At 67.8% G+C, this 24095-nt stretch carries 19 protein-coding genes; 12 read left to right on the plus strand and 7 right to left on the minus strand.

From position 1 onward, the window contains the following. The first annotated feature begins 128 nt into the window (after positions 1-128). Together rpiA and phoU are read left to right on the plus strand one after the other, a co-directional pair. A complete protein-coding gene (gene rpiA, locus O4H32_RS08240; protein ID WP_269358181.1) occupies positions 129-809 on the plus strand; it encodes a ribose-5-phosphate isomerase RpiA in 681 nt (226 codons plus the stop codon). Between the two features lie 128 nt (positions 810-937). Beyond that, positions 938-1681: a phosphate signaling complex protein PhoU gene (gene phoU, locus O4H32_RS08245; protein ID WP_269358122.1), complete on the plus strand. Its 744-nt coding sequence runs from the start codon at positions 938-940 to the stop codon at positions 1679-1681. A gap of 32 nt (positions 1682-1713) precedes the next feature. Here the strand turns inward: phoU and O4H32_RS08250 are convergent, their stop codons facing one another. The 4 genes from O4H32_RS08250 to argA form a co-directional block, all read right to left on the minus strand. After that, positions 1714-1986 carry an oxidative damage protection protein gene (locus O4H32_RS08250; RefSeq protein WP_269358124.1) on the minus strand — a complete coding sequence of 91 codons (273 nt, stop codon included), beginning with the start codon at positions 1984-1986 and terminating at the stop codon, positions 1714-1716. Between the two features lie 75 nt (positions 1987-2061). Next, on the minus strand, positions 2062-2970 hold the full coding sequence (rfbD, locus tag O4H32_RS08255; protein WP_269358126.1) for a dTDP-4-dehydrorhamnose reductase: 909 nt from the start codon (positions 2968-2970) through the stop codon (positions 2062-2064). Next, positions 2957-4030, minus strand: coding sequence for a dTDP-glucose 4,6-dehydratase (gene rfbB / locus O4H32_RS08260; protein ID WP_269358128.1), 1074 nt, complete (start codon positions 4028-4030; stop codon positions 2957-2959). Before rfbB ends, rfbD begins: the two co-directional genes overlap by 14 nt. Next, the gene (gene argA / locus O4H32_RS08265) at positions 4027-5382 is read right to left on the minus strand and encodes an amino-acid N-acetyltransferase (protein WP_269358130.1); all 1356 of its coding nucleotides are present in this window, start codon (positions 5380-5382) and stop codon (positions 4027-4029) included. The genes rfbB and argA overlap by 4 nt, the downstream gene beginning before the upstream one ends. A gap of 95 nt (positions 5383-5477) precedes the next feature. Here argA and hrpA point away from each other — a divergent pair, with 95 nt between their 5' ends. The 8 genes from hrpA to O4H32_RS08305 are packed head-to-tail and all read left to right on the plus strand — an operon-like array spanning position 5478 to position 18550. Then, positions 5478-9317, plus strand: coding sequence for an ATP-dependent RNA helicase HrpA (gene hrpA / locus O4H32_RS08270; RefSeq protein ID WP_269358132.1), 3840 nt, complete (start codon positions 5478-5480; stop codon positions 9315-9317). Between the two features lie 28 nt (positions 9318-9345). Continuing rightward, positions 9346-12825 carry a DNA polymerase III subunit alpha gene (gene dnaE, locus O4H32_RS08275; RefSeq protein WP_269358134.1) on the plus strand — a complete coding sequence of 1160 codons (3480 nt, stop codon included), beginning with the start codon at positions 9346-9348 and terminating at the stop codon, positions 12823-12825. After that, complete coding sequence (locus O4H32_RS08280; RefSeq protein ID WP_269358136.1) at positions 12822-13919, plus strand: glycosyltransferase family 4 protein; 1098 nt, start codon at positions 12822-12824, stop codon at positions 13917-13919. Before dnaE ends, O4H32_RS08280 begins: the two co-directional genes overlap by 4 nt. After that, positions 13916-14758 (plus strand): polysaccharide deacetylase family protein, encoded by an 843-nt coding sequence (locus tag O4H32_RS08285; RefSeq protein WP_269358138.1) that lies wholly within the window; start codon positions 13916-13918, stop codon positions 14756-14758. The genes O4H32_RS08280 and O4H32_RS08285 overlap by 4 nt, the downstream gene beginning before the upstream one ends. 4 nt (positions 14759-14762) lie before the next feature. Next, positions 14763-15518, plus strand: a complete 756-nt coding sequence (locus O4H32_RS08290; RefSeq protein ID WP_269358140.1) for a glycosyltransferase family 2 protein — start codon at positions 14763-14765, stop codon at positions 15516-15518. A 4-nt stretch (positions 15519-15522) separates the two neighbouring features. Beyond that, positions 15523-16629: a glycosyltransferase gene (locus O4H32_RS08295; protein WP_269358142.1), complete on the plus strand. Its 1107-nt coding sequence runs from the start codon at positions 15523-15525 to the stop codon at positions 16627-16629. A gap of 27 nt (positions 16630-16656) precedes the next feature. Next, positions 16657-17400, plus strand: coding sequence for a polysaccharide deacetylase family protein (locus O4H32_RS08300; RefSeq protein WP_269358144.1), 744 nt, complete (start codon positions 16657-16659; stop codon positions 17398-17400). After that, entirely contained in the window at positions 17393-18550 is a 1158-nt protein-coding gene (locus O4H32_RS08305; protein WP_269358146.1) for a glycosyltransferase family 4 protein, read from the plus strand. The genes O4H32_RS08300 and O4H32_RS08305 overlap by 8 nt, the downstream gene beginning before the upstream one ends. A 52-nt stretch (positions 18551-18602) precedes the next feature. Here the strand turns inward: O4H32_RS08305 and O4H32_RS08310 are convergent, their stop codons facing one another. Together O4H32_RS08310 and O4H32_RS08315 are read right to left on the minus strand one after the other, a co-directional pair. Then, entirely contained in the window at positions 18603-19367 is a 765-nt protein-coding gene (locus O4H32_RS08310) for a YdcF family protein (protein ID WP_269358148.1), read from the minus strand. After that, positions 19364-20278, minus strand: a complete 915-nt coding sequence (locus O4H32_RS08315; RefSeq protein WP_269358183.1) for a glycosyltransferase family 9 protein — start codon at positions 20276-20278, stop codon at positions 19364-19366. The genes O4H32_RS08310 and O4H32_RS08315 overlap by 4 nt, the downstream gene beginning before the upstream one ends. A gap of 149 nt (positions 20279-20427) precedes the next feature. On the opposite strand from O4H32_RS08315, the gene msbA reads away from it, so the two are divergent. Next, positions 20428-22314: a lipid A export permease/ATP-binding protein MsbA gene (msbA, locus tag O4H32_RS08320; RefSeq protein ID WP_269358149.1), complete on the plus strand. Its 1887-nt coding sequence runs from the start codon at positions 20428-20430 to the stop codon at positions 22312-22314. Beyond that, positions 22311-22745, plus strand: coding sequence for a hypothetical protein (locus O4H32_RS08325; protein ID WP_269358150.1), 435 nt, complete (start codon positions 22311-22313; stop codon positions 22743-22745). Before msbA ends, O4H32_RS08325 begins: the two co-directional genes overlap by 4 nt. 30 nt (positions 22746-22775) lie before the next feature. Here the strand turns inward: O4H32_RS08325 and O4H32_RS08330 are convergent, their stop codons facing one another. After that, a complete protein-coding gene (locus O4H32_RS08330) occupies positions 22776-24095 on the minus strand; it encodes a D-serine ammonia-lyase (protein WP_407932636.1) in 1320 nt (439 codons plus the stop codon).

Genomic DNA, 24095 nt, shown 5'->3' on the forward strand with positions numbered 1-24095 from the left:
TGGGCCCATTATGGCGCCTGCGCGCCGCAGTGTGTGCCGCGCGCGGCGCGCGGCCCCGGTGCGCTCCGGCATGCCGCGTCCTGACGACACTACAATACGATTCTTCCAGCCCCCGATCGGACATGCCCATGCTCACCCAGGACGAACTCAAGCAACAGGCGGCCCAGGCCGCCCTCGACGATGTGCTGCCCCAGTTGCGGCCCGACAGCGTCCTGGGCGTGGGCACGGGGTCGACCGTGGACCGTTTCATCGATCTGCTCGCCCCCCACCGCGGAGCCTTCCGCGCGGCGGTGTCCAGTTCGGAGCGCAGCACGCGCCGCCTTCAGGCGGCCGGCATCCAGGTGCTGGATCTGAACGAGGTGGCCTCGCTGGCGCTGTACGTGGACGGCGCGGACGAGATCGACCATCAATTGAACATGATCAAGGGCGGCGGCGGCGCGCTGACGCGCGAGAAGATCGTGGCCTCCGTGGCGGACCGTTTCCTCTGTATCGTCGACGAGTCCAAGCTGGTCGAACGGCTGGGCGGCTTTCCACTGCCCATCGAGGTCATCCCCCTGGCGCGCGAAGCCGTCGCCCGCGAGGTCCGCCAGCTGGGCGGGCAACCGCGCCTGCGCGAAGGCTTCACCACGGACAACGGCAACCAGATCCTGGACGTCTCCGGTCTGCGCTATGACGACCCCGCCGAATTCGAGGCGGTGCTGAACAACATTCCGGGCGTGGTCTGCTGCGGCCTGTTCGCGATCGCCGGCGCCCAGGTGGCGCTGGTGGCGGGGCAGGCGGGCGTTTCGCGGCTGGAATTGCGCGACTGAATCCAGGCGGGTCCACCGTCATGATCCTGTCACAGGATGCTGCTATGCTGGGGCATTCTTTCCAAGCGGCGGACGTGATGGTACGCTTTGCGATCGTTGAACCGCCTGACGGCAGACAGAGGTCCCGGATGCTGGAACACACCAACAAGCAATTTCACAGCGAACTCGAAACGACGCGGTCCATGTTCCTGCAGATGGGCGGACTGGTCGAATCCATGGTCCTGGACGGCATCCATGCCCTGGCCCGGGGCGAACTGCATCTGGTGGACCGGGTCCGCGAGCACGAGCGGCAGGTCAATCAGTTCGAGGTCGACATCGACGAGCGCATCAGCCAGTTGATCGCCCGCAACCAGCCCACGGCGGGCGATCTGCGCCTGCTGCTGTCGGTCTCCAAGATGCTGACCGACATGGAACGCTGCGGCGACGAGGCCGAGAAAATCGCCAAGGTCGCCCGCCGTCTGCATGAATCCGACTCGTCCTACGAGCCAGTGGTGGAACTGCGCCATATGGCCGATGCGGTGGCCAGCATGATCCGTGCGGCGCTGGACGCCTTCGCGCGCGAGGATCCCGTCGCCGCCGCCCAGGTCGTGCGCAACGACAAGGATGTGGACAAGGAATGGAAGGCCTCCCTGCGTCACATCATCACCTACATGATCGAGGATCCGCGCACGATTTCGCGTTCCATAGACCTGATCTTCATCGCCCGCGCGCTCGAGCGCATCGGCGACCACGCGAAGAACATGGCCGAGCGCGTGATCTACATGGTGCGCGGCGACGATGTGCGGCACACGGGTGTCACCAACACGGAACGCCTGGCGCGCGGCGAACCGCCCGAGCCGCCTGAAAGCGGCGAGATGGAACGCCGAAAGTAAAGCCCGGAATCAGCCGGACAGAACACCTGGAATCAGGCCGAGGGCGGCACGTAGCCCTGGGCCTCGACGTCCTGGTCGTCGAACAGGAACGCCTGCATGCGACCGGCCAGGAATTTCCGGGCCTCGGGATCGGCCAGGCTCAGGTGGTGTTCATTGACCAGCCGCGTCTGGATGTCCAGCCACTTGGCCCAGGCGTCCTTGGAAATCTCGCGCCAGATGCGTGCGCCCAGTTCTCCCGGGTACGGGGGATAGTCCAGGCCCTGGGCCTCGCGTTTGAGCTTGCGGCATTGGATCATGCGTGCCATGTCGGGTACCTCTTCGGTATTCGATCGGGGAAGCCGGCATTGTAGATGAGTCCGGACACGGAACAGGCTCCGCGGTCAGAATCCCTGCGCTCGCCAGACATCCAGGACCTGGTCCAGTCCGATGCGCCAGTCGCGCTCCAGAGGCCCCAGCAGGGCCTCCAGCCGGGCGCAGTCCAGGCGGCCGTTGGCCGGCCGGGGTTCGGGCGAGGGCCAGTCGGCGGAGGCGATCGCCTCCACCCGGGGCCGGCGGGCAATCAGGCCCCGGGCGTGAGCCCGGCCCAGGATCTCAAGCGCGAAGCCGTGCCAGCTGACCCAGGGCTGGCCGCCGAAGTGGTACAGACCGCCCGGCACGCCCTCGTCGGGTCGCAGGGCCAGGGCGTGCAGGACCCGTGCCAGGTGGCCGGCCCAGGTGGGGCCGCCGATCTGGTCGTCGATCACGCGCAGAGTGTCGCGCTGCGCGCCCAGGCGCACCATCGTACGCACGAAATTGCCGCCCCAGGCGCTGAAGACCCAGCCGGTCCGCACGACGGCGGCGCTGGGGGCGGCGGCCAGGACGGCCCGCTCGCCCTCCAGTTTGCCTTGCCCATAGGTGTTCAGGGGTGCGGTGGGGTCGTCTTCCCGGTAGGGGCGATCCAGCCGTCCGTCGAAGACGTAGTCGGTGGAGACGTGCAGCAGGCGGATGCCGCGTGCCGCGCAGGCGTGCGCCAGCAGGCCGGGCGCATCCGCATTGATCGCGCGGGACAGTGCCGGCTCGGTGGCCGCGCGGTCCACGGCCGTGTAGGCGGCGGCGTTGATCAGGCGGTCGACGGGGTGGGCGTCCAGTCGGGCGGCCACGGCGTCGGCCCGTGTGACGTCCAGTTGCCGCCGGCTCAGGAATTCATACCGGGCTTCATCGAAGCGATGTTCGGCCAGCGCGCGCAGCGAGTGTCCCAACTGGCCATCGGCGCCCGTGACCAGGATGCGCGGCGGATCAGACCGCCGCATCGCCGAGGCCCAGCCGCTGGCGCTGGTAGCTGCCGTCCTGCACGCGGCGGCACCAGTCGAGGTGCTCCAGATACCATCGCACCGTCTTGCGCAAACCGGTGGCGAACGTTTCCCGAGGCGTCCAGTCCAGTTCGCGGGCGATCTTGCCGGCGTCGATGGCGTAGCGCAGATCGTGCCCCGGACGGTCGGGCACGTGGGTGATCAGGTCGGCGTATCGCGCCACGCCGGCCGGGTGTTCGGGAGCGAGTTCCTCCAGCAGGTCGCAGACGGCGCACACCACGTCGATGTTGCGCTGTTCATTATGACCGCCGATGTTGTAGGTTTCCCCGGGTACGCCCGATTCGAGCACGCGCAGCAGGGCGCGGGCGTGGTCTTCGACATAGAGCCAGTCCCGGACTTGCAAGCCCTGGCCGTAGACGGGCAGGGGCTTGCCTTCCAGCGCGTTCAGGATGACCAGCGGGATCAGCTTTTCGGGGAAGTGGCAAGGACCGTAGTTGTTGGAGCAATTGGTCACCAGCACCGGCAGGCCGTAGGTGCGATGCCAGGCCCGTGCCAGGTGGTCCGATCCCGCCTTGGTGGCGGAATAGGGAGAACTGGGCGCGTAGGGCGTGGTTTCCGTGAACAGGTCTTCGGTGCCGGCCAGGTCGCCGTAGACCTCGTCGGTGGAGACGTGGTGGAAGCGGAAGGCGACCCGCGCGGCGGCGTCCAGCCTGTTCCAGTGGGCACGGGCGGCCTCCAGCAGCGTGTAGGTGCCGACCAGGTTGGTCTGTACGAAGGCGGCGGGACCGTCGATGGAGCGGTCCACATGGGACTCCGCCGCCAGATGCATCACGGCGTCGGGATGGTGGCGCTCGAAGACGTCGGCCAGACCGGCCGCGTCGCAGATGTCCAGATGGACGAAAGCGTAGCGGGGATTCTGTGCCACGGACGCCAGGGATTCCAGGTTGCCGGCGTAGGTCAGCTTGTCGACGTTGATGACCGAGTGGCCGCTGTGGCCGATCAAGTGCCGGATCAGGGCCGAGCCGATGAATCCTGCGCCGCCGGTGACAAGGATCTTCATAGCCGCTTGATGAAGATCAGGCTGTTGCGCGAATGGTTGTAATGGGCGCGCTTTTCATGGGGCAGGTCGGAGACGCCGCCCTGGACGAAGCCGCGCTTCAGGAACCAGTGCGAGGTGCGCGTGGTCAGCACGAACAGGCGCCGGGCGCCCTGGGCGCGGGCGCTGGTCTCGGCGTGGCGCAGCAGCTTTTCGCCGTCGCCCGTGCCTTGCCATTCCGGATGCACGATCAAACAGGCCATTTCGGCCATGCCGTCGTCCAGGTACGGGATCAGGGCCACGCAACCGTAGATCACGCCGTCGTGTTCCAGCACCGTGAATTTTTCCACATCGCGCTCGATCACGGCGCGGCCGCGCGGGACCAGGGTGCCGTCGGCCTCCAGGGGTTCGATCAACTGGACGATGGCGCCCACATCGTCGGCCACGGCCGGGCGCAGGTCTTCGAGGGTGTCCTCGACCACCATGGTGCCCACCCCGTCGTGGGTGAAGATTTCCAGCAGGATGCTGCCGTCCATGGTGTAGGGGACCAGGTGCGCGCGCGCCACGCCGCGCTTGACCGCCAGGGACGCGTGGCGCAGGAAGGCGGAGGTGTCTTCGTCCAGGATGTCCTGGGCGAGCAGGTCGTCGGCGTCCTTGCGGGCCAGTTCCGTGTCCACCGAACCGTCGGTTTCGGTGACGGTACGGTTCTGGGTCAGGAAGATCAGCTTTTCGGCGCGCAGCGCCACGGCGGCGTTGGTGGCCAGGTCCTCCATGGCCAGGTTGAAAGCCTCGCCGGTGGGGGAAAAGCCCAGCGGCGAGAGCAGCACGATGGCACCTTGGCTGATGACGTTGCGCATGGCGTCGATGTCCAGTTTGCGCACCGTGCCGGCGCGCCGGTAGTCCACGCCGTCGATCACGCCGACCGGTCGCGCGGTGACGAAATTGCCTGAAATCACGCGGATCTTGGCGTGCGACATGGGCGTGTTGGGCAGCCCTTGGCTGAACGCGGCCTCGATGTCCAGGCGGATTTCCCCGGCGGCCTCCTTGGCGCATTCCAGCGCTTCCGGGCTGGTGGGCTCCGTCCCCCGGCCGAACTGGGTGGTGTGGCCTTTCAGGCGCAGTTGTTCGTTGACCTGGGGGCGCGAGCCGTGCACCAGGACCAGCTTGATCCCCAGGGCGGACAGCAGCGACAGATCCGCCACCAGATCCTCCAGGCCGCCGTCCTCGATCAGTTCGCCGCCGAAGGCCACGACGAAGGTCTTGCCGCGGAAATCGTGCACGTAGGGGGCGACCTCGCGGAACCATCGCACGAACTGCGCGGGGGCGAATTCGGGAGCGTCCTGGGCTGAATAGGTGTCGGTTTCTACGGAACTCATGGCGGGCGGCGGGGCTCGGGTCTCGGGGGCGGGGGCGGGCATCGGTTTCTTACGATAGCGAAATTATAATGAGCGATTGCCTTTTTCCCGACCGTATGCCAGAAAATCCATCGCGACCGGCCCGCCCTGCGCCCGGCCGGCCCGTTTCGCCGCGTCCGCCTGCGGGCGCGGGCGACCGGCTCCTGCCGCCCATCCAGTACCCGGAAGACCTCCCCGTCAGCGCCTGCCGCGAGGAAATCGCGCGTGCCATCGCCGATCATCCGGTGGTCATCGTCTGCGGCGAGACCGGTTCGGGCAAGACCACCCAGTTGCCCAAGATCTGCCTGGAACTGGGGCGCGGGCGAACCGGCATGATCGGCCATACCCAGCCGCGCCGCCTGGCCGCCACATCGGTGGCCCAGCGCGTGGCCGAGGAACTGCGGACGGAGATCGGCGACTGGGTGGGCTACCAGATCCGGTTTTCCGAGCGCGCCGGCCCGGCCACGGCCATCAAGCTGATGACCGACGGCATCCTGCTGGCCGAGACTCAGCGCGATCCCCTGCTGCGCCGTTACGACACCCTGATCATCGACGAGGCGCACGAGCGCAGCCTGAACATCGATTTCCTGCTGGGTTTCCTGAAGCGCCTGCTGACGCGCCGCAAGGATCTGAAGCTGATCATCACCTCGGCCACCATCGATGCCGACCGCTTCGCCCGGCACTTCGGCGCGCCGGACCGGCCGGCCCCGGTGATCCAGGTCTCGGGCCGCCTGTTTCCGGTGGAGCTGCGCTACCGCCCCGTGCGTCGGGATGACGAGGACGCTCCCGCCGGCCGCAAGCCGGGGCAGGGCGACGAGGAGCGCGATCTGGTCGACGCCGTGGTGGACGGCGTGGATGAGTGCGCCCGCCATGGAACCGGCGACGTGCTGGTCTTCCTGCCAGGCGAACGCGAAATCCGCGAATGCGCCGAGGCCCTGCGCAAGCGCCATCCCGTGGGTGCGCTGGTGCTGCCGCTGTATGCGCGGCTGTCGCGTGCCGAACAGGAGCAGATCTTCCATCCGCGCGGCAACGCCCGGCGCATCGTGCTGGCCACCAACGTGGCCGAGACATCGCTCACGGTGCCGGGCATCCGCTACGTCGTCGACAGTGGCCTGGCGCGCATCAAACGTTATTCCTGGCGCAGCAAGGTCGAGCAGTTGCGCATCGAGCCGATCAGCCAGGCTTCGGCCAACCAGCGCGCCGGACGCTGCGGCCGGCTGGGGCCGGGCGTGTGCGTGCGCCTGTATGCCGAAGAGGACTTCAAGGGGCGCCAGGCCTTTACGGATCCGGAGATCCTGCGCTCGTCGCTGGCCTCGGTCATTTTGCGGATGAAATCGCTGCGGCTGGATGACATCGAGGCCTTTCCCTTCGTCGAGCCGCCCACGGGCCGGGCCGTCGCCGATGGCTATCAGTTGCTGCAGGAACTGGGCGCGCTGGACGAGCGCAACCGCCTGACCGGAGTGGGACGCGCCCTGGCGAAACTGCCAGTCGATCCACGCATCGCGCGCATGGTCTTCGCCGCGCACGAACACCAGTGCCTGGCGGAAATCCTCGTCATCGCGGCGGCACTGTCCGTTCAGGATCCGCGCGACCGTCCCATGCAGGCGCGCGAGGCGGCCGACAACGCCCATGCCCAGTTCAACGACAAGCAGTCGGAGTTCCTCGCCTGGCTGAAGCTCTGGCAATGGTACGGCGACCAGGTCGCGCACAAGGCTTCGCAGCGCAAACTGGTGGACCAGATCCGCGCGAAATTCCTGTCGCCCATCCGGTTGCGTGAATGGCACGACACGCACACGCAACTGCTGACCCTGGCGCGGGAACAGGGCTGGCGGCTGAACGAGACGCCCGCCACGCGCGAGCAGATCCACATGGCGCTGCTGGCCGGACTGCTGGGCAACATCGGCATGAAGTCCGAGGATGGCGGCCTGTACCAGGGCGCGCACGACATCCGCTTCGCCATTCACCCGGGGTCGCCTCTGCAGAAAAAAGCCGGCCGCTGGGTGCTGGCGGCCGAACTGGTGGAAACCACCCGCCTGTACGCACGCTGTGTGGCGCAGATCGAGCCGGCCTGGGTCGAACGGGCGGGGGCGCACCTGCTCAAGCGCGCCTGGTCCGATCCACGCTGGGAAAAAAAGGCCGGCCAGGTGGTCGCCAACGAGCGTGGCACCGTCCATGGGCTGCCGGTGTATACCGGTCGCCGCGTGCACTATGGCCGCATCGACCCCAAGGCCGCGCGGGAAATCTTCATCCGCGATGCCCTGGTCCCCGGGGACATCGACAGCAAGCTGCCTTTCATCGCCCACAACCGGCGGCTGATCGCGTCCATCGAACGGCTGGAACATCAGAGCCGGCGTCCGGACATCCTGGTGGACGATGCGCTGATCTACGCCTTCTACGACCGTCAGATCCCCGTCGACGTGAGCCAGACGGCCACGCTCGAGGCCTGGTACAAGGGACTGGACGCCGAGGCGGCCGCGCGGTTGAACCTGAGCCGCGATGAACTCATGCGCCATGACGCCGCGGGCGTCACCACGGAGGTCTTCCCGCGCCGACTGGCATGGGCCGGGACCGACCTGGCTGTGGACTACCATTTCGAACCCGGTTCGCCGCGCGATGGCATGACGCTGACCTTGCCGCTGTTCGCGCTCAACCAGATCGACGCCGCGCGCTGCGAATGGCTGGTGCCCGGCATGCTCAAGGAAAAAGCTCTCCTGTTGCTGAAATCGCTGCCGCAGAAGTTGCGCCGCCACTGCGTGCCGCTGCCAGAATATGCGGCCGGTTTCCACGAACGCTGGTTCGAGCGCGCCGCCGATCCTGGCATGGGCTTGCTGGAAGCGCTGGCGCGGGATATCTGGGAGCAGTGCCGGGTGCGCGTCCAGACGACCGACTTCAAGCTGGAGACACTGCCGCCGCACCTGTTCATGAATTTCAAAGTGGTGGACGAGCATGGCCGCATGTTGTCGGGCGGTCGCAATCTGGATCAGTTGCGCGCCGAGCATGGCCGTCAGGCCCAGGTCTCGTTCCAGCAAGTGGCGGCCCGCGATCAGCAAGCCGCCCGGGTTCTGGATCACGAGGGCCTGACGGCCTGGACCTTCGGCGAGCTGCCGGAATTGCTGGAGATCCAGCGCGGAGGCCAGTCCCTGATCGGCTACCCGGCGTTGCGCGATCGGGGCGAATCCTGCGACCTGGACGTCTTCGACGATCCCCAGGAGGCCCGGCGCGTGCATGCGGTCGGCTTGCGCCGGCTGTTCCGTCTGGCCCTGCGGGAGCAGGTCCGCTATCTGGAAAAGAACCTGCCGGACCTGACCCGCATGGGCATGCTGTACATGGACCTGGGAACCCAGCAGGAACTGCGCGACCAGTTGATCGACGCGGCGCTGGACCAGGCATGCCTGATGGATCCCTGGCCCGCCGACGCGACGGCCTTCGAGCAACGTTGCGGCGAGGGCCGTGCGCGCCTGGGCCTGCTGGCCCAGGAACGGGCCCGGCTGGTTGGCGTCATCCTGGCCGAGCGCGCCGCCCTGGTCAAAAAACTGCCCCAGGCACGTCCCTGGCCGCAGGCGCAGCAGGACCTCCGCCAGCAACTCGACGCGCTCTTGGGGCCGGCCTTCGTGCGCGACACGCCGCCGGAGCAGCTCGGGCACCTGCCGCGCTACCTGAAGGCCGCGCAGATGCGCATCGACAAGCTGCGCGCCGACCCCGCGCGCGACGCCGCCGCGATGGCCGACATCGCCCGGCTCGCCGCGCCCTGGCAGCGGGCGCGGGCGGCGCTCAAGGGCGCGCCCGACGCCCGGCTTGACGCCTTCCGCTGGCAACTGGAGGAGCTGCGCGTGGCGCTTTACGCCCAGACGCTGCGCACCCCCTTCCCGGTCTCGGTCAAGCGCCTGGAAAAGGCCTGGGCCGCCATGCCGCGATAGCGCCCCTGACAATCGATACAATCCCCCCATGACCCTGTCCCCAGACACCCCCCTGTTCGTCCATCTGCGCTGCCATTCCGAGTTTTCCGTGGTGGACGGAATCGCGCGCATTCCCGACCTGATCGACCGGGCGCGGGAATTCGGCCAGCCGGCCATGGCGATCAGCGATCTGGCCAATCTTTTCGGCTGGATCAAGTTCTACAAAGCGGCCCGCAAGGCGGGCATCAAGCCCATCGCCGGCTGTGACGTCTGGCTCCACAATCCGGCCGACGAGGACAAGCCCTTTCGCGTGCTGCTGCTGGCCACCGATCATGCCGCCTATCTGGACCTGTGCGAACTGCTGGCGCGCGCCTGGACGGAAAACAGCCAGAGTGGGCGGGCGGAAATGCGTCGCGAATGGCTGTCGGGACGGAATGGCCTGATCGTCCTGTCGGGCGCGCGCGCGGGCGATGTGGGGCAGGCCCTGGAATCCGGTCGCGAAGACGAGGCCCGCCGCCTGGCGCGCCAATGGGCCACCGATTTTCCCGACGCGTATTTCATTGAATTGCAGCGTGCCGGCTTTGATGGCGACGAAGCCTACGTCCAGTCGGCGTTGCGCCTGGCGGCGGACTGCGGCCTGCCGGTGGTGGCCACGCACCCGATCCAGTTCATCGCGCCGTCCGACTTCCGCGCCCACGAGGCCCGCGTCTGCATCGCCGAAGGCGAACTGCTGGGCAATCCGCGCCGCGTCCGGCGCTTCACCGCGGAACAGTACATGCCCGACAGCGCCGATATGGCGCGCCGTTTCGCGGACGTGCCTTCGGCCCTGGCCAACGCGGTACAGATCGCCCGCCGCTGCAACCTGACCTTGACCCTGGACGAGCCGCAACTGCCGCGATTTCCCACGCCGGACGGCGTGTCGCTGGACGACTATCTGGTGCGGCTGGCCCACGAGGGGCTGGCCCGCCGCATGGTCCAGCTGTATCCGGACGCCGACGAGCGCGCCCGCCGGATGCCCGCCTACCAGGACCGCCTGGACCTGGAATGCAAGACCATCATCGGCATGGGCTTCCCCGGCTACTTCCTGATCGTTCAGGATTTCATCAACTGGGGCAAGAGTCACGGCGTGCCGGTGGGGCCGGGCCGGGGTTCGGGCGCGGGCTCGCTGGTGGCCTTCAGCCTGGGCATCACCGATCTTGATCCGCTGCGCTATGACTTGCTGTTCGAGCGTTTCCTGAACCCCGAGCGCGTGTCCATGCCCGACTTCGACGTGGACTTCTGCCAGGACAACCGCGAACGGGTCATCGAATACGTCAAGGAAAAATACGGTCGCGACGCCGTCAGCCAGATCGCCACCTTCGGCACTCTGGGTGCCAAGGCCGTGGTGCGCGACGTGGGCCGCGTGCTGGAGATGCCCTACAGCGTCTGCGACCGGCTCTCGAAAATGATCCCCTTCAATCCGGCCGATCCCTGGTCGCTGGACCGTACGCTGGAGCACGAGCCCGCTTTCCGCGAACTGTACGACACCGACGAGGAAATCCGCGCCCTCATCGATTTGGCCAGGCCCCTGGAAGGCCTGACGCGCAACATCGGCATGCACGCCGGTGGCGTCCTGATCGCGCCGGGCAAGCTGACCGACTTCTGCCCTCTGTATTGCCAGCCGGGCAGCGAATCCAGCGTCGTGTCCCAGTTCGACAAAGATGATGTCGAGGCCGCCGGCCTGGTCAAGTTCGACTTCCTGGGTCTGCGCAACCTGACCATCCTGGACTGGGCGGTGCGGTACGTGCGCGAATTCAATCCTGACCAGCGCGACTTCGATCTGATGGCGCTGCCGCTGGACGACCAGGCCACCTACGACCTGCTGTCGGCCGCCAACACCACGGCGGTGTTCCAGCTGGAATCGCGCGGCATGAAGGAACTGCTGAAAAGCCTGCGGCCCAACACGTTCGAAGACGTGGTCGCCCTGCTGGCGCTGTTCCGGCCCGGGCCGCTGGAATCCGGCATGGTGGTCGACTTCGTGAATCGCAAGCACGGCCGCGCCGAAGTCGATTATTTCCACCCCGACCTGGAACCCGTGCTCAAGAGCACCTACGGCGTCATCGTCTACCAGGAACAGGTGATGCTGATCTCGCAGATCGTCGGCGGCTATTCCCTGGGGGGCGCCGATCTGCTGCGCCGCGCCATGGGCAAGAAAAAGCCCGAGGAAATGGCCAAGCACCGCGTGATCTTCCAGGAAGGCGCGGCCAAGAAGGGCTACGACCCGGACCTGGCAGCCCATCTGTTCGATCTGATGGAGAAATTCGCGGGCTACGGCTTCAACAAGAGTCACTCGGCCGCCTATGCCCTGATTTCCTACCAGACCGCGTGGCTCAAGGTCTATCATCCGGCGGAATTCCTGGCCGCGACCATGCTGTCCGACATGGACGACACGGACAAGATCCAGATCTTCTGGCGCGACGCCCTGGAAAACGATGTGGCCGTCCTGCCGCCCGACGTCAACGAATCCGGCTACCGCTTCGCGCCGGTGGCCGACGCGCACACCGCCCAGGGCCGGCCGCCGCGCACCATCCGCTACGGCCTGGGCGGGGTCAAAGGGACGGGCCAGTCCGCCGTCGAGGCCATCATCGCCGCCCGCGAGGCTGGCGGCCCGTTTACCGGATTGTTCGATTTCTGCGCCCGGGTGGACCGCCACGCCGTCAACCGGCGCACCATCGAGGCCCTGATCCGCGCCGGCGCCTTCGACGCCCTGGAGTCCAACCGCGCGGCCCTGCTCGAAGCCCTGGGCAGCGCCATCGAGGCCGCCGAGCAGGCCGAACGCAACGCCAACCAGGTCTCGCTGTTCGACGACAATACCGATCAACTGGTGGCGGACGAGGTCGCGCGTGTCGCGCCTTGGGATCTGGAAACCCATCTGCGGGAAGAAAAGACCGCCCTGGGTTTTTATTTCAGCGGTCATTTGTTCGACGCCTGGCGCGACGAGATCCGCCGGGTGGCGCCCACGCCGTTGGCGCGGTTGGCGCCTTCGCGCGGCCAGCAGTGGCTGGCGGGCGTGCTGGCGGAAGTGCGCGTGCGCATGACCCGGCGCGGCAAGATGCTCTACGCCTTGCTGGATGACGGCAGCGCCCAGATCGAGGTCGCGATCTTCAACGAGTTGTATGAGCAACACCGCCTGAGCCTCAAAGAGGACCGCCCCCTGGTGATCCAGGGGCGTGTCAGCCACGATGACTATTCCGGCGGGTTGCGTGTGTCGGCCGACGATCTGTACGATCTGCAGCGCATTCGTGAAAGCCGCGCGCGCAGCCTGCGCCTGTCCGTGTCCGACGGGCTGGACCCCGGCCGCCTGCAGGATCTTCTGGCCCCCTGGCGCTCGGCCGAATCCGGCGTGCCCGTGGAACTGCGCCTGCGTGGCCCGCGCTTTTCCTGCCTGCTGCGGCTGGGCGAAGACTGGCGCGTGCGCATGGACGAGACGCTGATCGCGGATGCGCGGCAGTGGCTGTCCCGCGACGATGTGGAGATCAACTACGGATGAAGCCGCTGCGTATCCTGCATTCCGAGGCGGCGACCGGTTTTGGCGGTCAGGAGAACCGCATCTTCAAGGAAATGTGTGCCATGCGAGCCGCAGGCCATCACCTGGAGGCGCTGTGCCAGCCGCACGCCCGCCTGACGCAGCGCCTGCGTGAAGAAGGTTTCCATGTTCACACGATGTTGATGGACGGACCGCGCAACTATTTCCGGGGCGTGTTCCGGGTGCGCCGCATCCTGCGCGAAGGCCGTTTCGATGTGCTGAACACGCACAGCCGGCGCGATACGATGTTGGCGGGGGTGGCGGCCCGCCTGGCGGGCACGCCTTTGATCGTGCGCACACGGCATCTGGCGGTCAAGCCGGGTTCGCTGCTGTCCTATACGGTCGTGCCGCATCGGGTGACGACGGTCAGCGAGCATGTGCGGCGCTTGCTGCTGGATCGCGGCGCCGCGCCGGAGCGCGTGGCCACTGTGTATTCCCCGATCCCGCTGCCGGCCCCGGTCGAGCACTCCACCCTGCGCGCCGAATTGGGCCTGCCCGACGGCGCCGTCGTGGTCGGCTGCGTGTCCGTGATGCGCGAGAAAAAGGGCCATCGTGCCCTGATCGACGCGATGGCCGGCCTGCTCAAGCGCTCCGAGGTCTTCCTGGTGCTCGTGGGCGACGGCTCTCCCACCCTGGAGAATCTGCAGGCCTATGTGCACACGCTCGGGTTGGACGACAAGGTCCTGTTCACCGGGCGCCGGTCCGACATTCCCAACGTGCTGGCCGGCTTCGATGTGTTCGCCCTGGCGACCGAGCAGGAAGCCTCCGGTACGGTCTTCGTCGAGGCCGCCGCCGCCGGTCTGCCGGTGATCGGTACGGACGTCGGCGGGGTGTCCGAGATGCTGCGCGACGGCGAGACCGGCCTGCTCGTGCCCTTGCGTGACGCGGCGGCGCTGACGGCGGCGCTGACGTCGCTGATCGACGACCCCGATCGGCGCCGCGCCATGGGCCGGGCCGGGATGCGGGCGGTCCGCGAAGGCGAGCGCTTTACCCTGGAAGGCCTGGTGCGCCGCACCGAGCAATGCTATGGACAATGGCTTGAGGAGCGCGTCCCATGAGCGGAAATCGTACGGTCCCCGTGCTGATGTACCACCACGTCACCCCTGCGGGGGGGGCCATCAACGTCACGCCTGGGCATTTCCGCGACCAGCTCGCCTGGCTGCGCGACCATGGCTATCGCGGACTGACGTGCGAGGAATTCGCCGCGCATCTGGCGGGCGCGGCCGCGCCTGAACGCTCCGTGCTGATCACGTTCGACGACGGCTACCTGGACAACTATGTCCATGCCTGGCCGCTGCTGCGTGAATATGGCTTCCATGCCGTGATCTTTCTGGTCACTTCCTGGATCGGCGACGGGCCCGCGCGGCCTTGTGCGGACGAACGCGGGGCGGCGTTGCCTGAAACCCCCGATCACGCCGAATGCATGCGCCGCATCGCGGCGGGGGATGCCGCCGGGATTGCCCTGCGCTGGTCAGAGATCGAACGAATGCGGGTTGACGGGCAGGTCGAATTTCACAGCCATACCCATACCCATACCCGCTGGGACAAGCAGGAAGGCGACAAGAACGCCCGCATGGTCGACGAACTGGCTCAGTCGCGTGCCAGCCTGGCGCGGCATCTGGGCGAAGTCTCCGATCATCTGTGCTGGCCGCAGGGTTATTTCGATGCGGATTACGTCCGCATCGCCCAGTCGGCCGGTTTCCGGCATCTGTACACGACACGGGCCTTCGGCCGCAATCGGCCGGGCTCGGATCCGGCCTCGATTTTCCGCTTCGCCGTGCGCGACACTTCCGGCGCCTCGGTCGGCCGGCGCATCCGCGTGGCGGCCCATCCGCTGCTCGGGCCGATGTTCAACGCCTGGAAACGATGGAAGCGCGGACAGCGCTATGCAGGGTGAACGCATGAAGCTGTCGGTCATCGTCATCACCAAAAACGAGGCCGCGCATATCGGCGACTGCCTCGATTCCGTCGCCTTCGCCGACGAGATCATCGTCCTGGACTCGGGCAGCATGGACGACACCTGCGAGATTGCCCGGGCGCGGGGCGCGCGGGTCGCAATCGCACCGGACTGGCCAGGGTTCGGACGACAGAAAAACCGGGCACTGGACCTCGCCACCGGCGACTGGGTGCTGTCCATCGATGCCGACGAGCGTGTGACGCCCGAACTGGCCCGGGCCATCCAGAAAGCCCTGGAGGCGCCCGCCGCCCAAGGCTACCGCATCGCCCGGCTGTCGAATTTCTGCGGCCGCTGGATCCGCCATAGCGGCTGGTGGCCGGATTACGTGGTGCGGCTGTTCCGCCGCGATGCGGGACGCTTCACCGATGCGGCCGTGCACGAGCACGTCGAGGTCCGGGGATGTACGGATACGCTGTCCGGGCATTTCCTGCATTACCCTTATGCCAGCCTCGAGGTCTTCATCGACAAGATCAACCGTTATTCCACCGAGGCCGCGCGCGGCGCCTTCGAGCGGGGTCGACGGACCACGGTGCTGGGGCCGTTCGGCCACGGTTTCTGGACTTTCGCGCGACACTACGTGCTGCGGCGAGGCTTCCTGGACGGCTGGCAGGGCCTGGTGCTGGCCGGCATGGCCGGCACGGGCAGCTTCTATCGCTACGTGAAACTGTATTGGCTGGGGCGCGAGTCCCGGCGCTCTTGATTGCATGAAGATCCTCTACACCAACTTCCACCCTCGTAACGGCGGCGGCCACGCCACCTATGTCGTCAATCTGGCGCGCTCCTTCCAAGGGGAGCACCAGGTGACCGTGGCGACGCCCGGCACCAGCCGCCTGTTCGAGCAGGCCGGCCGGATTCCGGGGGTACGCTGCATGGATGTGTCCTTCAGCACGCGCCCGGGGCCGATGCTGGCCGAGGTTGCCCGCCTGCGACGCCTGTTGCGCGAGGGCGGCTTCGACCTGGTCCATGTGAACGGATCGGCCGACCATCGTCAGGCGATGCTGGCCCGTATCGGTCTGCGCCGCCCGCCGCGTATCGTCTGGACCAAGCACAACACCATGCCGGTGCGGGGCATCGGCCACTGGCTGAGGGCGCGCTTCGGCACGGACGGGACCATTGGCGTCAGCGAGTTCGTGACGCGGATGCTGCGCAAGACAGCCTATCGGCGCTTGCCCATGCGCGCCATCCATCATGGTGTTGATACCGAGCGTTTTCATCCAAGCTCGCCCGCCGAGGTCTCCGAGGCGCGGCGGTCTCTCTTGGGAGATCTGCCTGAGGATGTATTGGTATTGGCAAGCGTGGGCGGAACGGACCGGGACAAGGGCTGGCTGGTGCTGGCTCAGGCATTGGCCCGTCTGCCCGACGGCATGAAGCAACGGATTCGCGTGGTGGTTGCGGGTGACCCGCCACGTGGCGCGTTGCGACGGGATTTCGAGGCGTTGGGCGTTGATTCGGCTGTCTTTTTTCCGGGACTGGTGGGGCGTCCGGAGCGAGTGCTGGCGGCGGCCGATTCCGGGTTCGTCCTCTCATTCCACGAGGCATGTTCCTTCGCGGCCTGTGAGTCGCTGTCCATGGGATTGCCGACTTTAGTGTCGGATGCGGGCGGTCTGCCGGAGGTTGTGCGCCATGGGATTGACGGCTGGATCGTCCCGGCCGGGGACGTGGACGCGACCGAGGCCTGGCTGATGGATCGCCTGGCGCATCCTGTTCCTTCCGGCATGCCCGCCGCCGCCCGTGCCCGGGCGCAGGAATGCTTTTCCATGCCGGTTTTCGCGGAACGGACCCTGGCGTTCTATCGGCAGGTCTGCGCGTGATGCCGGCCCGGCCGATATAATCCGCTCATGATTCCCATCCTCATGTACCACCAGATCGGGGAACCCGGCCCGCGCGGTACGCCCTACCGGGGTCTGACCGTGCATCCCCGGGATTTCCGGCGCCAGATGCTGTGGTTGCGGCGCCTGGGCTACCGGGGTCTGTCGATGTCCCGGCTTGGGCCCTATCTGCGGGGTGAAAAGCAGGGCAAGGTCGTCGGCATCACCTTCGACGATGGCTATGCCAACGTGCTCGAGCACGCGGTGCCGGTGCTCGAGGAATGCGGCTTCGAGGCCACCAACTACTTCGTCGTCCGCCAACTGGGCGGCAGCAACGTCTGGGACGCCAACGAGGGCGTTCCCGCCGCGCCGCTCATGGACGCCGACGGAATGCGGGCCTGGGCGGCCGCCGGCCACGAGGTCGGTTCGCATACCTTGAATCATCCCGTCCTGCCGCGCATCTCGCCGGAACTGGCCGTCAATGAAATCCGCGATTCGCGCGACGCGCTTGAACAGATTGCGGGGGTCCCGGTGCGGGCCTTCTGTTATCCCTACGGCAAATTCACGCCCGCCTTGGCGGATATCGTGCGCGAGGCGGGCTATGACAGCGCCACCACCACCGCGCGCGGTCTGGCGCGGCTGGACGACGATCCTTACGCATTGCCGCGTGTGGCCATCGCGCGCTCGACCCACCTGTTGCGTTTCCTGCAGAAATGCCTGACGCAACTCGAAGACCGGCGCCGCCGCAAGGCCGAGGCCGCCGCTCATGGCTGAGCCCTCACTGTCCATCGCTTTCGTCGTCGATCGTTTCGGCAACCGCTACGGCGGCGCCGAGGCCTACGGCGTGGCGTTGATGCGGGAACTGGCCGCCGCCGGACATCGGGTCACGGTCTTCGCCCGGGAATACGATCCCGCCTGCGATCTGCGGCTGCCGTTCCGGCCGATCGTCGTCGGCCGGCGCTGGCCCAGCTGGGTCCGGGTCTGGCTGTTCGCGCGGCGCGCGGCGCGCGCCACGCGGGATGGCTATGACATCGTCCATTCCCACATGAACGGCTGGTGCGGTGACGTGGAAGTCGTGCACGTCACACCAGTGCGCTACCGCTGGCGGGTGCAGCCCCTTTCCGTCGCGAGGCGCTGGCTGTCCCGTTTCAGTCCGCGGGTGCGCACCTACCTGAGCCTGGAGGCCCGGCGTGTGGCGCCGCGCCCGGGCCATCGGGTCGTCGCGGTGTCGCAGTTGATCGCGCATCAGTTGGCGCAGGCCTATGGCCCGACCCTGATCGCGCCGGTGATCGCGCCGGGCGTGGCGCAGGCCGATCCCGTCACCGATGAACAGCGTCGCCAGACGAGGGACCGGCTGGGGCTTCCGGCCGCCGGCACGTTATGCCTGCTGGTGGCGCGCAATCCGATGCGCAAGGGCCTGCCCACCGTGCTTCAGGCGCTTGCCGCACTGCCCGACGATGTGCTGTTGCTGGTCGTCGGCGCCAATGCCGCCTCGCGAGATTGCGTGGCCCGCGCACCCGAATCCGTGCGCGCGCGTGTGCACCTGGTGGCCGAGACCTCGCAGGTCGAACCCTATTACCAGGCGGCCGATCTGTATGTGCATCCCACCCTGAACGACAGTTTCGGCATGGCGCCCCTGGAGGCCATGTCCTTCGGTCTGCCCGTGATTCTCAGCCCCGCGCCCTGGTGCGGCTTTGCGCAGTATGTCCGGCCAGACGCCGAGGCCCTGGTGCTGAGCCATCCCGAACGGGCGGACGAACTCGCCCTGGCCATCGGGCGGTTGCGTTCGGACACCGCCCTGCGCGAACGGCTGCGGGCCGGTGCGCGGGACGTGCTGGCCCGCCATGCCTGGCCCGAAGTCGCACGCCGCTATCTGGAACTGTACGCGGAAATCTTGCGGGAACGTAGCGGCGTCGTGTCCTGAGCACCGGGTTCCATCCGCGGGGGCATGGGGTGACCGGCCCGACGGGCGGGTCTCAGGCCCAGCCGCGTGCCCAATAGACCAGCAGCCCCAGATATTCCTTGATGATCGACCGGCTGGCGTTCAGCGCGCGCAGATCCGGCAGCCAGAACGAAAAATCGGGATCGGCCGGAACCACGATCTGGGGCGGCGAGGGCGCCGCGATCGGATTCATGCCCTGGTTCTGGAAGCTGGCCATCGAACGGGGCATGTGCAGGGCGGACGTCACCAGCAGGAAGCGTTCAATGCCCCGGTCGCGCAGCAGCCGGGCCGTGAAGACCGCGTTCTCGCGCGTGGTGTCGCTCTGGTTTTCCTTCAGGATCGACGCGCTGGGAACGCCGTCGCGCTCCAGGGCCGAGGCCATCATGGCCGCCTCGCTCTGTCCGCCGTCCAGTGCGGCTCCCGAAACGACGACCAGGGGAGCGCGGCACGCCGCGTAGAGTTCGGCGGCCGTGTCGGTGCGCAGGATCGCCGTGTCGCGGTCGTAGGGCTCGAACCAGTTGCGCCTGCCGTTGGCGGAGTTGCCACCCAGGACCACGATCGCCTGGGCTGTCGGCATCAAGGCCGCCGGCCTGTAGGGGTAGCGTTGTTCCAGCAGACCGCCGGCCCACAGCGAGGACGTCGGCAGCGACCAGAACAGCACCCAGGCCAAAGCGCCGGCCGCCAGGATGCCTGCCGTCTTGCGCCAGCGCAGGATGAACAGGAGCAGGGCCAGCACCAGCAGGGTGACCGACAGGTTCAGGGGAATGAGCAGGTTTCCAAGAAAAGCGATGATCGTCATGCGGCGGAAGGCGTGTCGAGGAGGTCCAGCGCGGTGGACAGGACATCGGGAGCGGCGGGCCAGGCGTCCATGCGGCCCATGCGGACGGCCCGGTTGGACCAGGGACCGGTGCGGGCGGGATCGGTGACGCCGAACAGGGTGATCTGCCGGGCGCCGGCGGCGGCGCCCAGGTGCGAGACCCCGGAATCGTTGCAGATCACCAGGGCCGCGCGGCGGGTCAGGGCGGCGAAGGCGCCCAGGCCCAGCGGTGGCAGCGGCAGAGCGGTGGGGGCATTGTCGAGCGCGGCCCGGCGTTCGGATGCGGGGGGGGACATGGCGACCGTCAGGCCGCGCGCCTGCAGGGAACGGGTCAGGCTGTCGAACCCTGGCCAGACCTTGACGCGGCCCCGGTGCAGCCCCGTCGCCGTCGGCGCGATCAGCACGAAGCCGCCATTGGCCAGCCCCGCCCCGGACAGCGCCCGGGCCGCCTCGTCCTCGTGGGCGGCGGCGGCCTGCCAGCGCAGTTCGTCGGCGGGTTGCGGCGGAGGTTCCGGCAGGCGCCATTGTGCCAGCGCGCGGCGGGTCAGATGGTACCAGGACTGCACCGCGTGCAGCGGTCCGGCCGGTTTGGCGCAGGGCCAGCGCAGGATCAGGCTGCGTCCGTCGTCCCGGTAGCCGGCGCAGGGAATGCCTGCGAAACGGAACACCAGGGCGCTGGACAGGGAATCGGGCAGCAGCAGGCCCAGGGGCCGCCCGAGCGGCGCTTGTCGCCGCGCGTTGCGCACTGCGGCCCGGTCCGCGCGCCAGGCGCCTTTCATGGGGACGAAGCCGGCCAGCGGGTAGGCGGCCAGCAGATCCCGCGCCCAGGGCCGGGCGCAGGCCACGACGGGCAGGCCGGTGGCCAGCAGGGCTTCCAGGCTGGGCAGGCTCATGCAGACGTCGCCGACCCAGTTGGGCAGGCGGACGTACAGAGCGGGGCTGGGAGAGGGTGTCAACGCGGCGGCTCCGGCACCCGATGCGGTCCGAAGACGCGAACGGGCTAAAATGCGTGGTTCCCAAAGTATATAAGAGAGTGTGCCGGGTGAAGACCACCACCGATCAACCCGTGGACAGCCGTCCCGTGCGGCTGGAGCTGTGGCGGCAGATCTACGCCCGCCTGGGCCGGGACTGGAAGGTCGGCCTGCTGGCCCTGGTGCTGCTCAGTATCGCCTCGGCGACGCAGCCCTTGCTGGCCGTCATCATGAAGCCCCTGCTCGACGAGGGCTTCACCGGCGCGCAGCCATCCTATATCTGGTCCATTCCCCTGGCCGTCGTCGGGCTGATGCTGCTGCGGGGTCTGTGCACCTTCGGGGGCACTTACCTGATGTCCTGGGTCGCCAACAACATGCTGCTGGCCTTGCGTCGCGACATGTTCGACCGCCTGCTCGGCATGTCCGACGCGACTTTCCGCGCCCGGGACCATGGACGCCTGCTCAACCGCTTCACCATCGACGCCGGCAATGTCAGCGGCCTGTCCACCGAGGTCATTCGCGTGATCGTGCGCGAATCGCTGACGGTCGTGGCCCTGCTGGCGGTGCTGCTGTACATGTCCTGGCAATTGACGTTGATCGTGCTGGTGATGCTGCCGCTGTCCGTATTGACGGGGCGCTATTTTGTCCGCCGTTTGCGGCGCATCAACCGCGACACGATCAACATGAACGCGGAACTGACCCACGTGGTCACCGAAGGCATCGCCGGCCAGCGGGTCGTCAAGCTGTTCGACGGCTATGCGCGCGAGCGCGAACGCTTCGCCTACGTCAATGCCCGCCTGCGCCGTTTCGCCATGCGCGCGGCCAGCGCGGATTCGGCCATGTCGCCGATCTCCCAGTTCTTCGTCGCCCTGTCCGTGGCCATCGTCGTCGCCGTGGCCTTGTACCAGGCCAACCACCAGGGACTGACGGTGGGCAGCTTCGCCGCCTTCATGGCGGCGCTGGGCCAGATCTTCGATCCCCTGAAACGGCTCACCAACATCGCCGGAGCGGCTCAGCGCATGCTGATCTCCGCAGAAAGCGTCTTCGCCTTGATCGATGAGCCGGTCGAGCCGGACACGGGCACCCGGGAAATTCAGGGCCGTCTGCGCGGCGAGGTCGTCTTCGATGCGGTCACGCACCGGTTTCCCGATGCGGCCCGGGATACGCTGGACCAGGTGACCCTCACGGTCCGGGCGGGCCGGACCGTGGCGCTGGTGGGCCGCTCGGGCAGCGGCAAAACCACGCTGGTGAACATGCTGCCGCGCTTTGTCGAACCCACCGGCGGCCGGGTGACGATCGACGGCATCGATGTGCGCGAGTTGCGGCTCGACGCCTTGCGCTCGCAATTGTCGCTGGTCAGTCAGGACGTCGTTCTGTTCGACGGCACGATCGCCGAGAACGTTGCCTACGGCATGTTGGGCGAGGTGCCGGAAGACCGCATTCGCACGGCCCTGGAAGCCGCCAGCCTGCTGGAATTCGTCGACGGCCTGCCCGAAGGCATGCATACCCGGGTCGGCAGCAACGCCAGCGCGTTGTCCGGTGGCCAGCGCCAGCGCCTGGCCATTGCCCGGGCGCTCATCAAGAACGCCCCGATCCTGATCCTGGACGAGGCCACTTCCGCCCTGGACAACGAATCCGAGCGCCAGGTGCAGCTTTCCCTGGAACGCCTGATGGCGGGCCGCACGACGCTGGTGATCGCCCACCGTCTCAGCACCGTGCAGAAGGCCGATCTCATCGTCGTCCTGGACCAGGGCCGCATCGTTGAACAGGGCAGTCATGCCGAACTGCTGGCGGCCGACGGCCTGTATGCCGGCTTGTATCGCCTGCAGTTCCGGGACGACGCCGAGTCGGCGCCGGATCCTTCCGCTTCGTCCACCCCTGTGGAATCCCCGCAACCCCAGGCGCCTCAGGCGCCCGGCCCCGCCGATGCCGGCGAGGCCCCCCGGAGACCGTCATGAAAACCCTGTTTTCCCTGGCATTGCTGGCGGTGCTCGCCGCTTGCGCCGCTCCCGCCAGCCTGACCGTCGATCAGCTGGAAACCGACCGCTATCAGGTCACCGAGCGCCGCCGCCTGCCGATCGATTTTCCCCAGGTGCAGCAGAACCTGTTCCGTCATGCGGCGGTCTGCCACGAAACCTACACCTTCGAGATGGTGCCCGGCGAATCGTCCTTCGGACGCGTCGTCTATCGTCCCGAGCCTGGCGCGGGCTGGGACCGCAGCGTCGTGCTGAGCCTGACGCTGCTCCATAACCGGACCATCAACGTCAAGGCCTACAGTTATCTCGCCGGACAGATGGACCGGGTCCACCGGATGCTCACCGCCATGATGAAGCCGGACGCCTGCGCCGCGGATACCAGTTGGGAAAACAAAATGGACGACGGCGGCTGACATGCTGCGCCCGGCCCGGCCGGGGGCTTTTCAGCGCGCGCCCCGCGCCCTGAATTGTGCGCGGACGTCCTCCGGCACCAGCGCGCCGCCGGTGCTCCAGATCACTTGGGTGGCACCGGAAATCACGGGCGTCAGGTCATGGCGCTGCAGGTAGCGGCGTCCGCGCGGCGAGCCGAGCAGCCAGCGTGGACCCCGCAAACCGGCGGCGGCCGAGGGCTCGATGGAGATGCCTTCGGCCTGTTCCAGAACCAACGCGTCGCGGAACAGCGTGTCGTCGTCCACGGTGAAGACGCCCGCCAGCAGCCGGGACATGATCGGGGAAACCAGGGGCGAAGCCAGGCCGACGGCCAGGCCGTCGGCCTCGGTCCGGTTGTCCAGGCCGATGTCGTGCACCGGTACGGGGGCCTGGGTGCCCGAGGCCACCTGCACCAGCATGCAGGGCGAGGCGGTGGGCTCGGCGAAGAAGCAGTGCACGTGCGGGCCGAGCAGACGCTTCAGGCCGTAGGTGATGCCGCCGGGCGCCCCGCCGACGCCGCAGGGCAGGTAGACGAACAAGGGGTGGGCGGCATCCACGGGGCGGCGAGCGGCCCGAAGCTGGTCCAGCAGTTCCCGGGCCGCAGCGGCATAGCCTAGAAACAGCGCCTCGGAGCGCTCGTCGTCGACGAAATGGATCAGGGGGTCTTGCCGGGCCGCCGCGCGACCCGAGGCGACAGCGGCGGCATAGTCGCCCGCGTGCTCGACGACAGTGATGCCGCGGCTGCGCAGGCGGTCTTTTTTCCACGCCTTGGCGTCCGAAGACATGTGGACGACCGCATGGAATCCCAGACCGGCCCCGATCAGACCGATGGCCAGGCCCAGGTTGCCGGTGCTGCCGACCGACAGCGTATGCCGGCCCAGGTGCTCGCGGACCGAAGGTTCGGCCAGACGCGCACGGTCGCCGTCCTCATCCAGCAACCCGGCCTCCTGTGCGAGACGCTCGGCCAAGACCAGCGCTTCGTGAAACCCACCGCGCGCCTTGACCGAGCCCGCCACGGGCAGAATGTCGTCCCGCTTGAGGAACCAGGCGCCCTCGGAGCCGGCGCCCGGTTCGCCCACCGACGAGAGCGCTTGCCGCAAGTGGGGGATGGGCGTCAGCGGCGATGACAGCCGTCCGTCGGTCGCCGCCAGTTCGGGGAACACGCGGGCCAGCAAGCCGGCGCAGCGTTCGAAGCGGGCCTGCGCCGCCGAGGGGTCGTAGGGCAGATCCCGGCCGTCATCCGTCGGGTCGTGCTCCGGAGAAAGCCAGAGCAGTGCCCGCTTCTCGCGCAGGCCCTGCAACGTTTCAGGCCCCAGGGCCTCTTGCGGATCCAT

The sequence above is a fragment of the Castellaniella denitrificans genome, from assembly GCF_027214045.1.
In the GTDB taxonomy this organism is placed as follows: domain Bacteria; phylum Pseudomonadota; class Gammaproteobacteria; order Burkholderiales; family Burkholderiaceae_B; genus Castellaniella; species Castellaniella denitrificans_A.

Bases quoted from the DNA above. Each gene is read 5' to 3' on its own strand.
- rpiA (WP_269358181.1), top strand. From the start codon at position 129: ATGCTCACCCAGGACGAACTCAAGCAACAGGCGGCCCAGGCCGCCCTC.
- phoU (WP_269358122.1), top strand. From the start codon at position 938: ATGCTGGAACACACCAACAAGCAATTTCACAGCGAACTCGAAACGACG.
- O4H32_RS08250 (WP_269358124.1), bottom strand. From the start codon at position 1,986: ATGGCACGCATGATCCAATGCCGCAAGCTCAAACGCGAGGCCCAGGGC.
- rfbD (WP_269358126.1), bottom strand. From the start codon at position 2,970: ATGCGGCGGTCTGATCCGCCGCGCATCCTGGTCACGGGCGCCGATGGC.
- rfbB (WP_269358128.1), bottom strand. From the start codon at position 4,030: ATGAAGATCCTTGTCACCGGCGGCGCAGGATTCATCGGCTCGGCCCTG.
- argA (WP_269358130.1), bottom strand. From the start codon at position 5,382: ATGAGTTCCGTAGAAACCGACACCTATTCAGCCCAGGACGCTCCCGAA.
- hrpA (WP_269358132.1), top strand. From the start codon at position 5,478: ATGCCAGAAAATCCATCGCGACCGGCCCGCCCTGCGCCCGGCCGGCCC.
- dnaE (WP_269358134.1), top strand. From the start codon at position 9,346: ATGACCCTGTCCCCAGACACCCCCCTGTTCGTCCATCTGCGCTGCCAT.
- O4H32_RS08280 (WP_269358136.1), top strand. From the start codon at position 12,822: ATGAAGCCGCTGCGTATCCTGCATTCCGAGGCGGCGACCGGTTTTGGC.
- O4H32_RS08285 (WP_269358138.1), top strand. From the start codon at position 13,916: ATGAGCGGAAATCGTACGGTCCCCGTGCTGATGTACCACCACGTCACC.
- O4H32_RS08290 (WP_269358140.1), top strand. From the start codon at position 14,763: ATGAAGCTGTCGGTCATCGTCATCACCAAAAACGAGGCCGCGCATATC.
- O4H32_RS08295 (WP_269358142.1), top strand. From the start codon at position 15,523: ATGAAGATCCTCTACACCAACTTCCACCCTCGTAACGGCGGCGGCCAC.
- O4H32_RS08300 (WP_269358144.1), top strand. From the start codon at position 16,657: ATGATTCCCATCCTCATGTACCACCAGATCGGGGAACCCGGCCCGCGC.
- O4H32_RS08305 (WP_269358146.1), top strand. From the start codon at position 17,393: ATGGCTGAGCCCTCACTGTCCATCGCTTTCGTCGTCGATCGTTTCGGC.
- O4H32_RS08310 (WP_269358148.1), bottom strand. From the start codon at position 19,367: ATGACGATCATCGCTTTTCTTGGAAACCTGCTCATTCCCCTGAACCTG.
- O4H32_RS08315 (WP_269358183.1), bottom strand. From the start codon at position 20,278: ATGAGCCTGCCCAGCCTGGAAGCCCTGCTGGCCACCGGCCTGCCCGTC.
- O4H32_RS08325 (WP_269358150.1), top strand. From the start codon at position 22,311: ATGAAAACCCTGTTTTCCCTGGCATTGCTGGCGGTGCTCGCCGCTTGC.
- O4H32_RS08330 (WP_407932636.1), bottom strand. From the start codon at position 24,095: ATGGATCCGCAAGAGGCCCTGGGGCCTGAAACGTTGCAGGGCCTGCGC.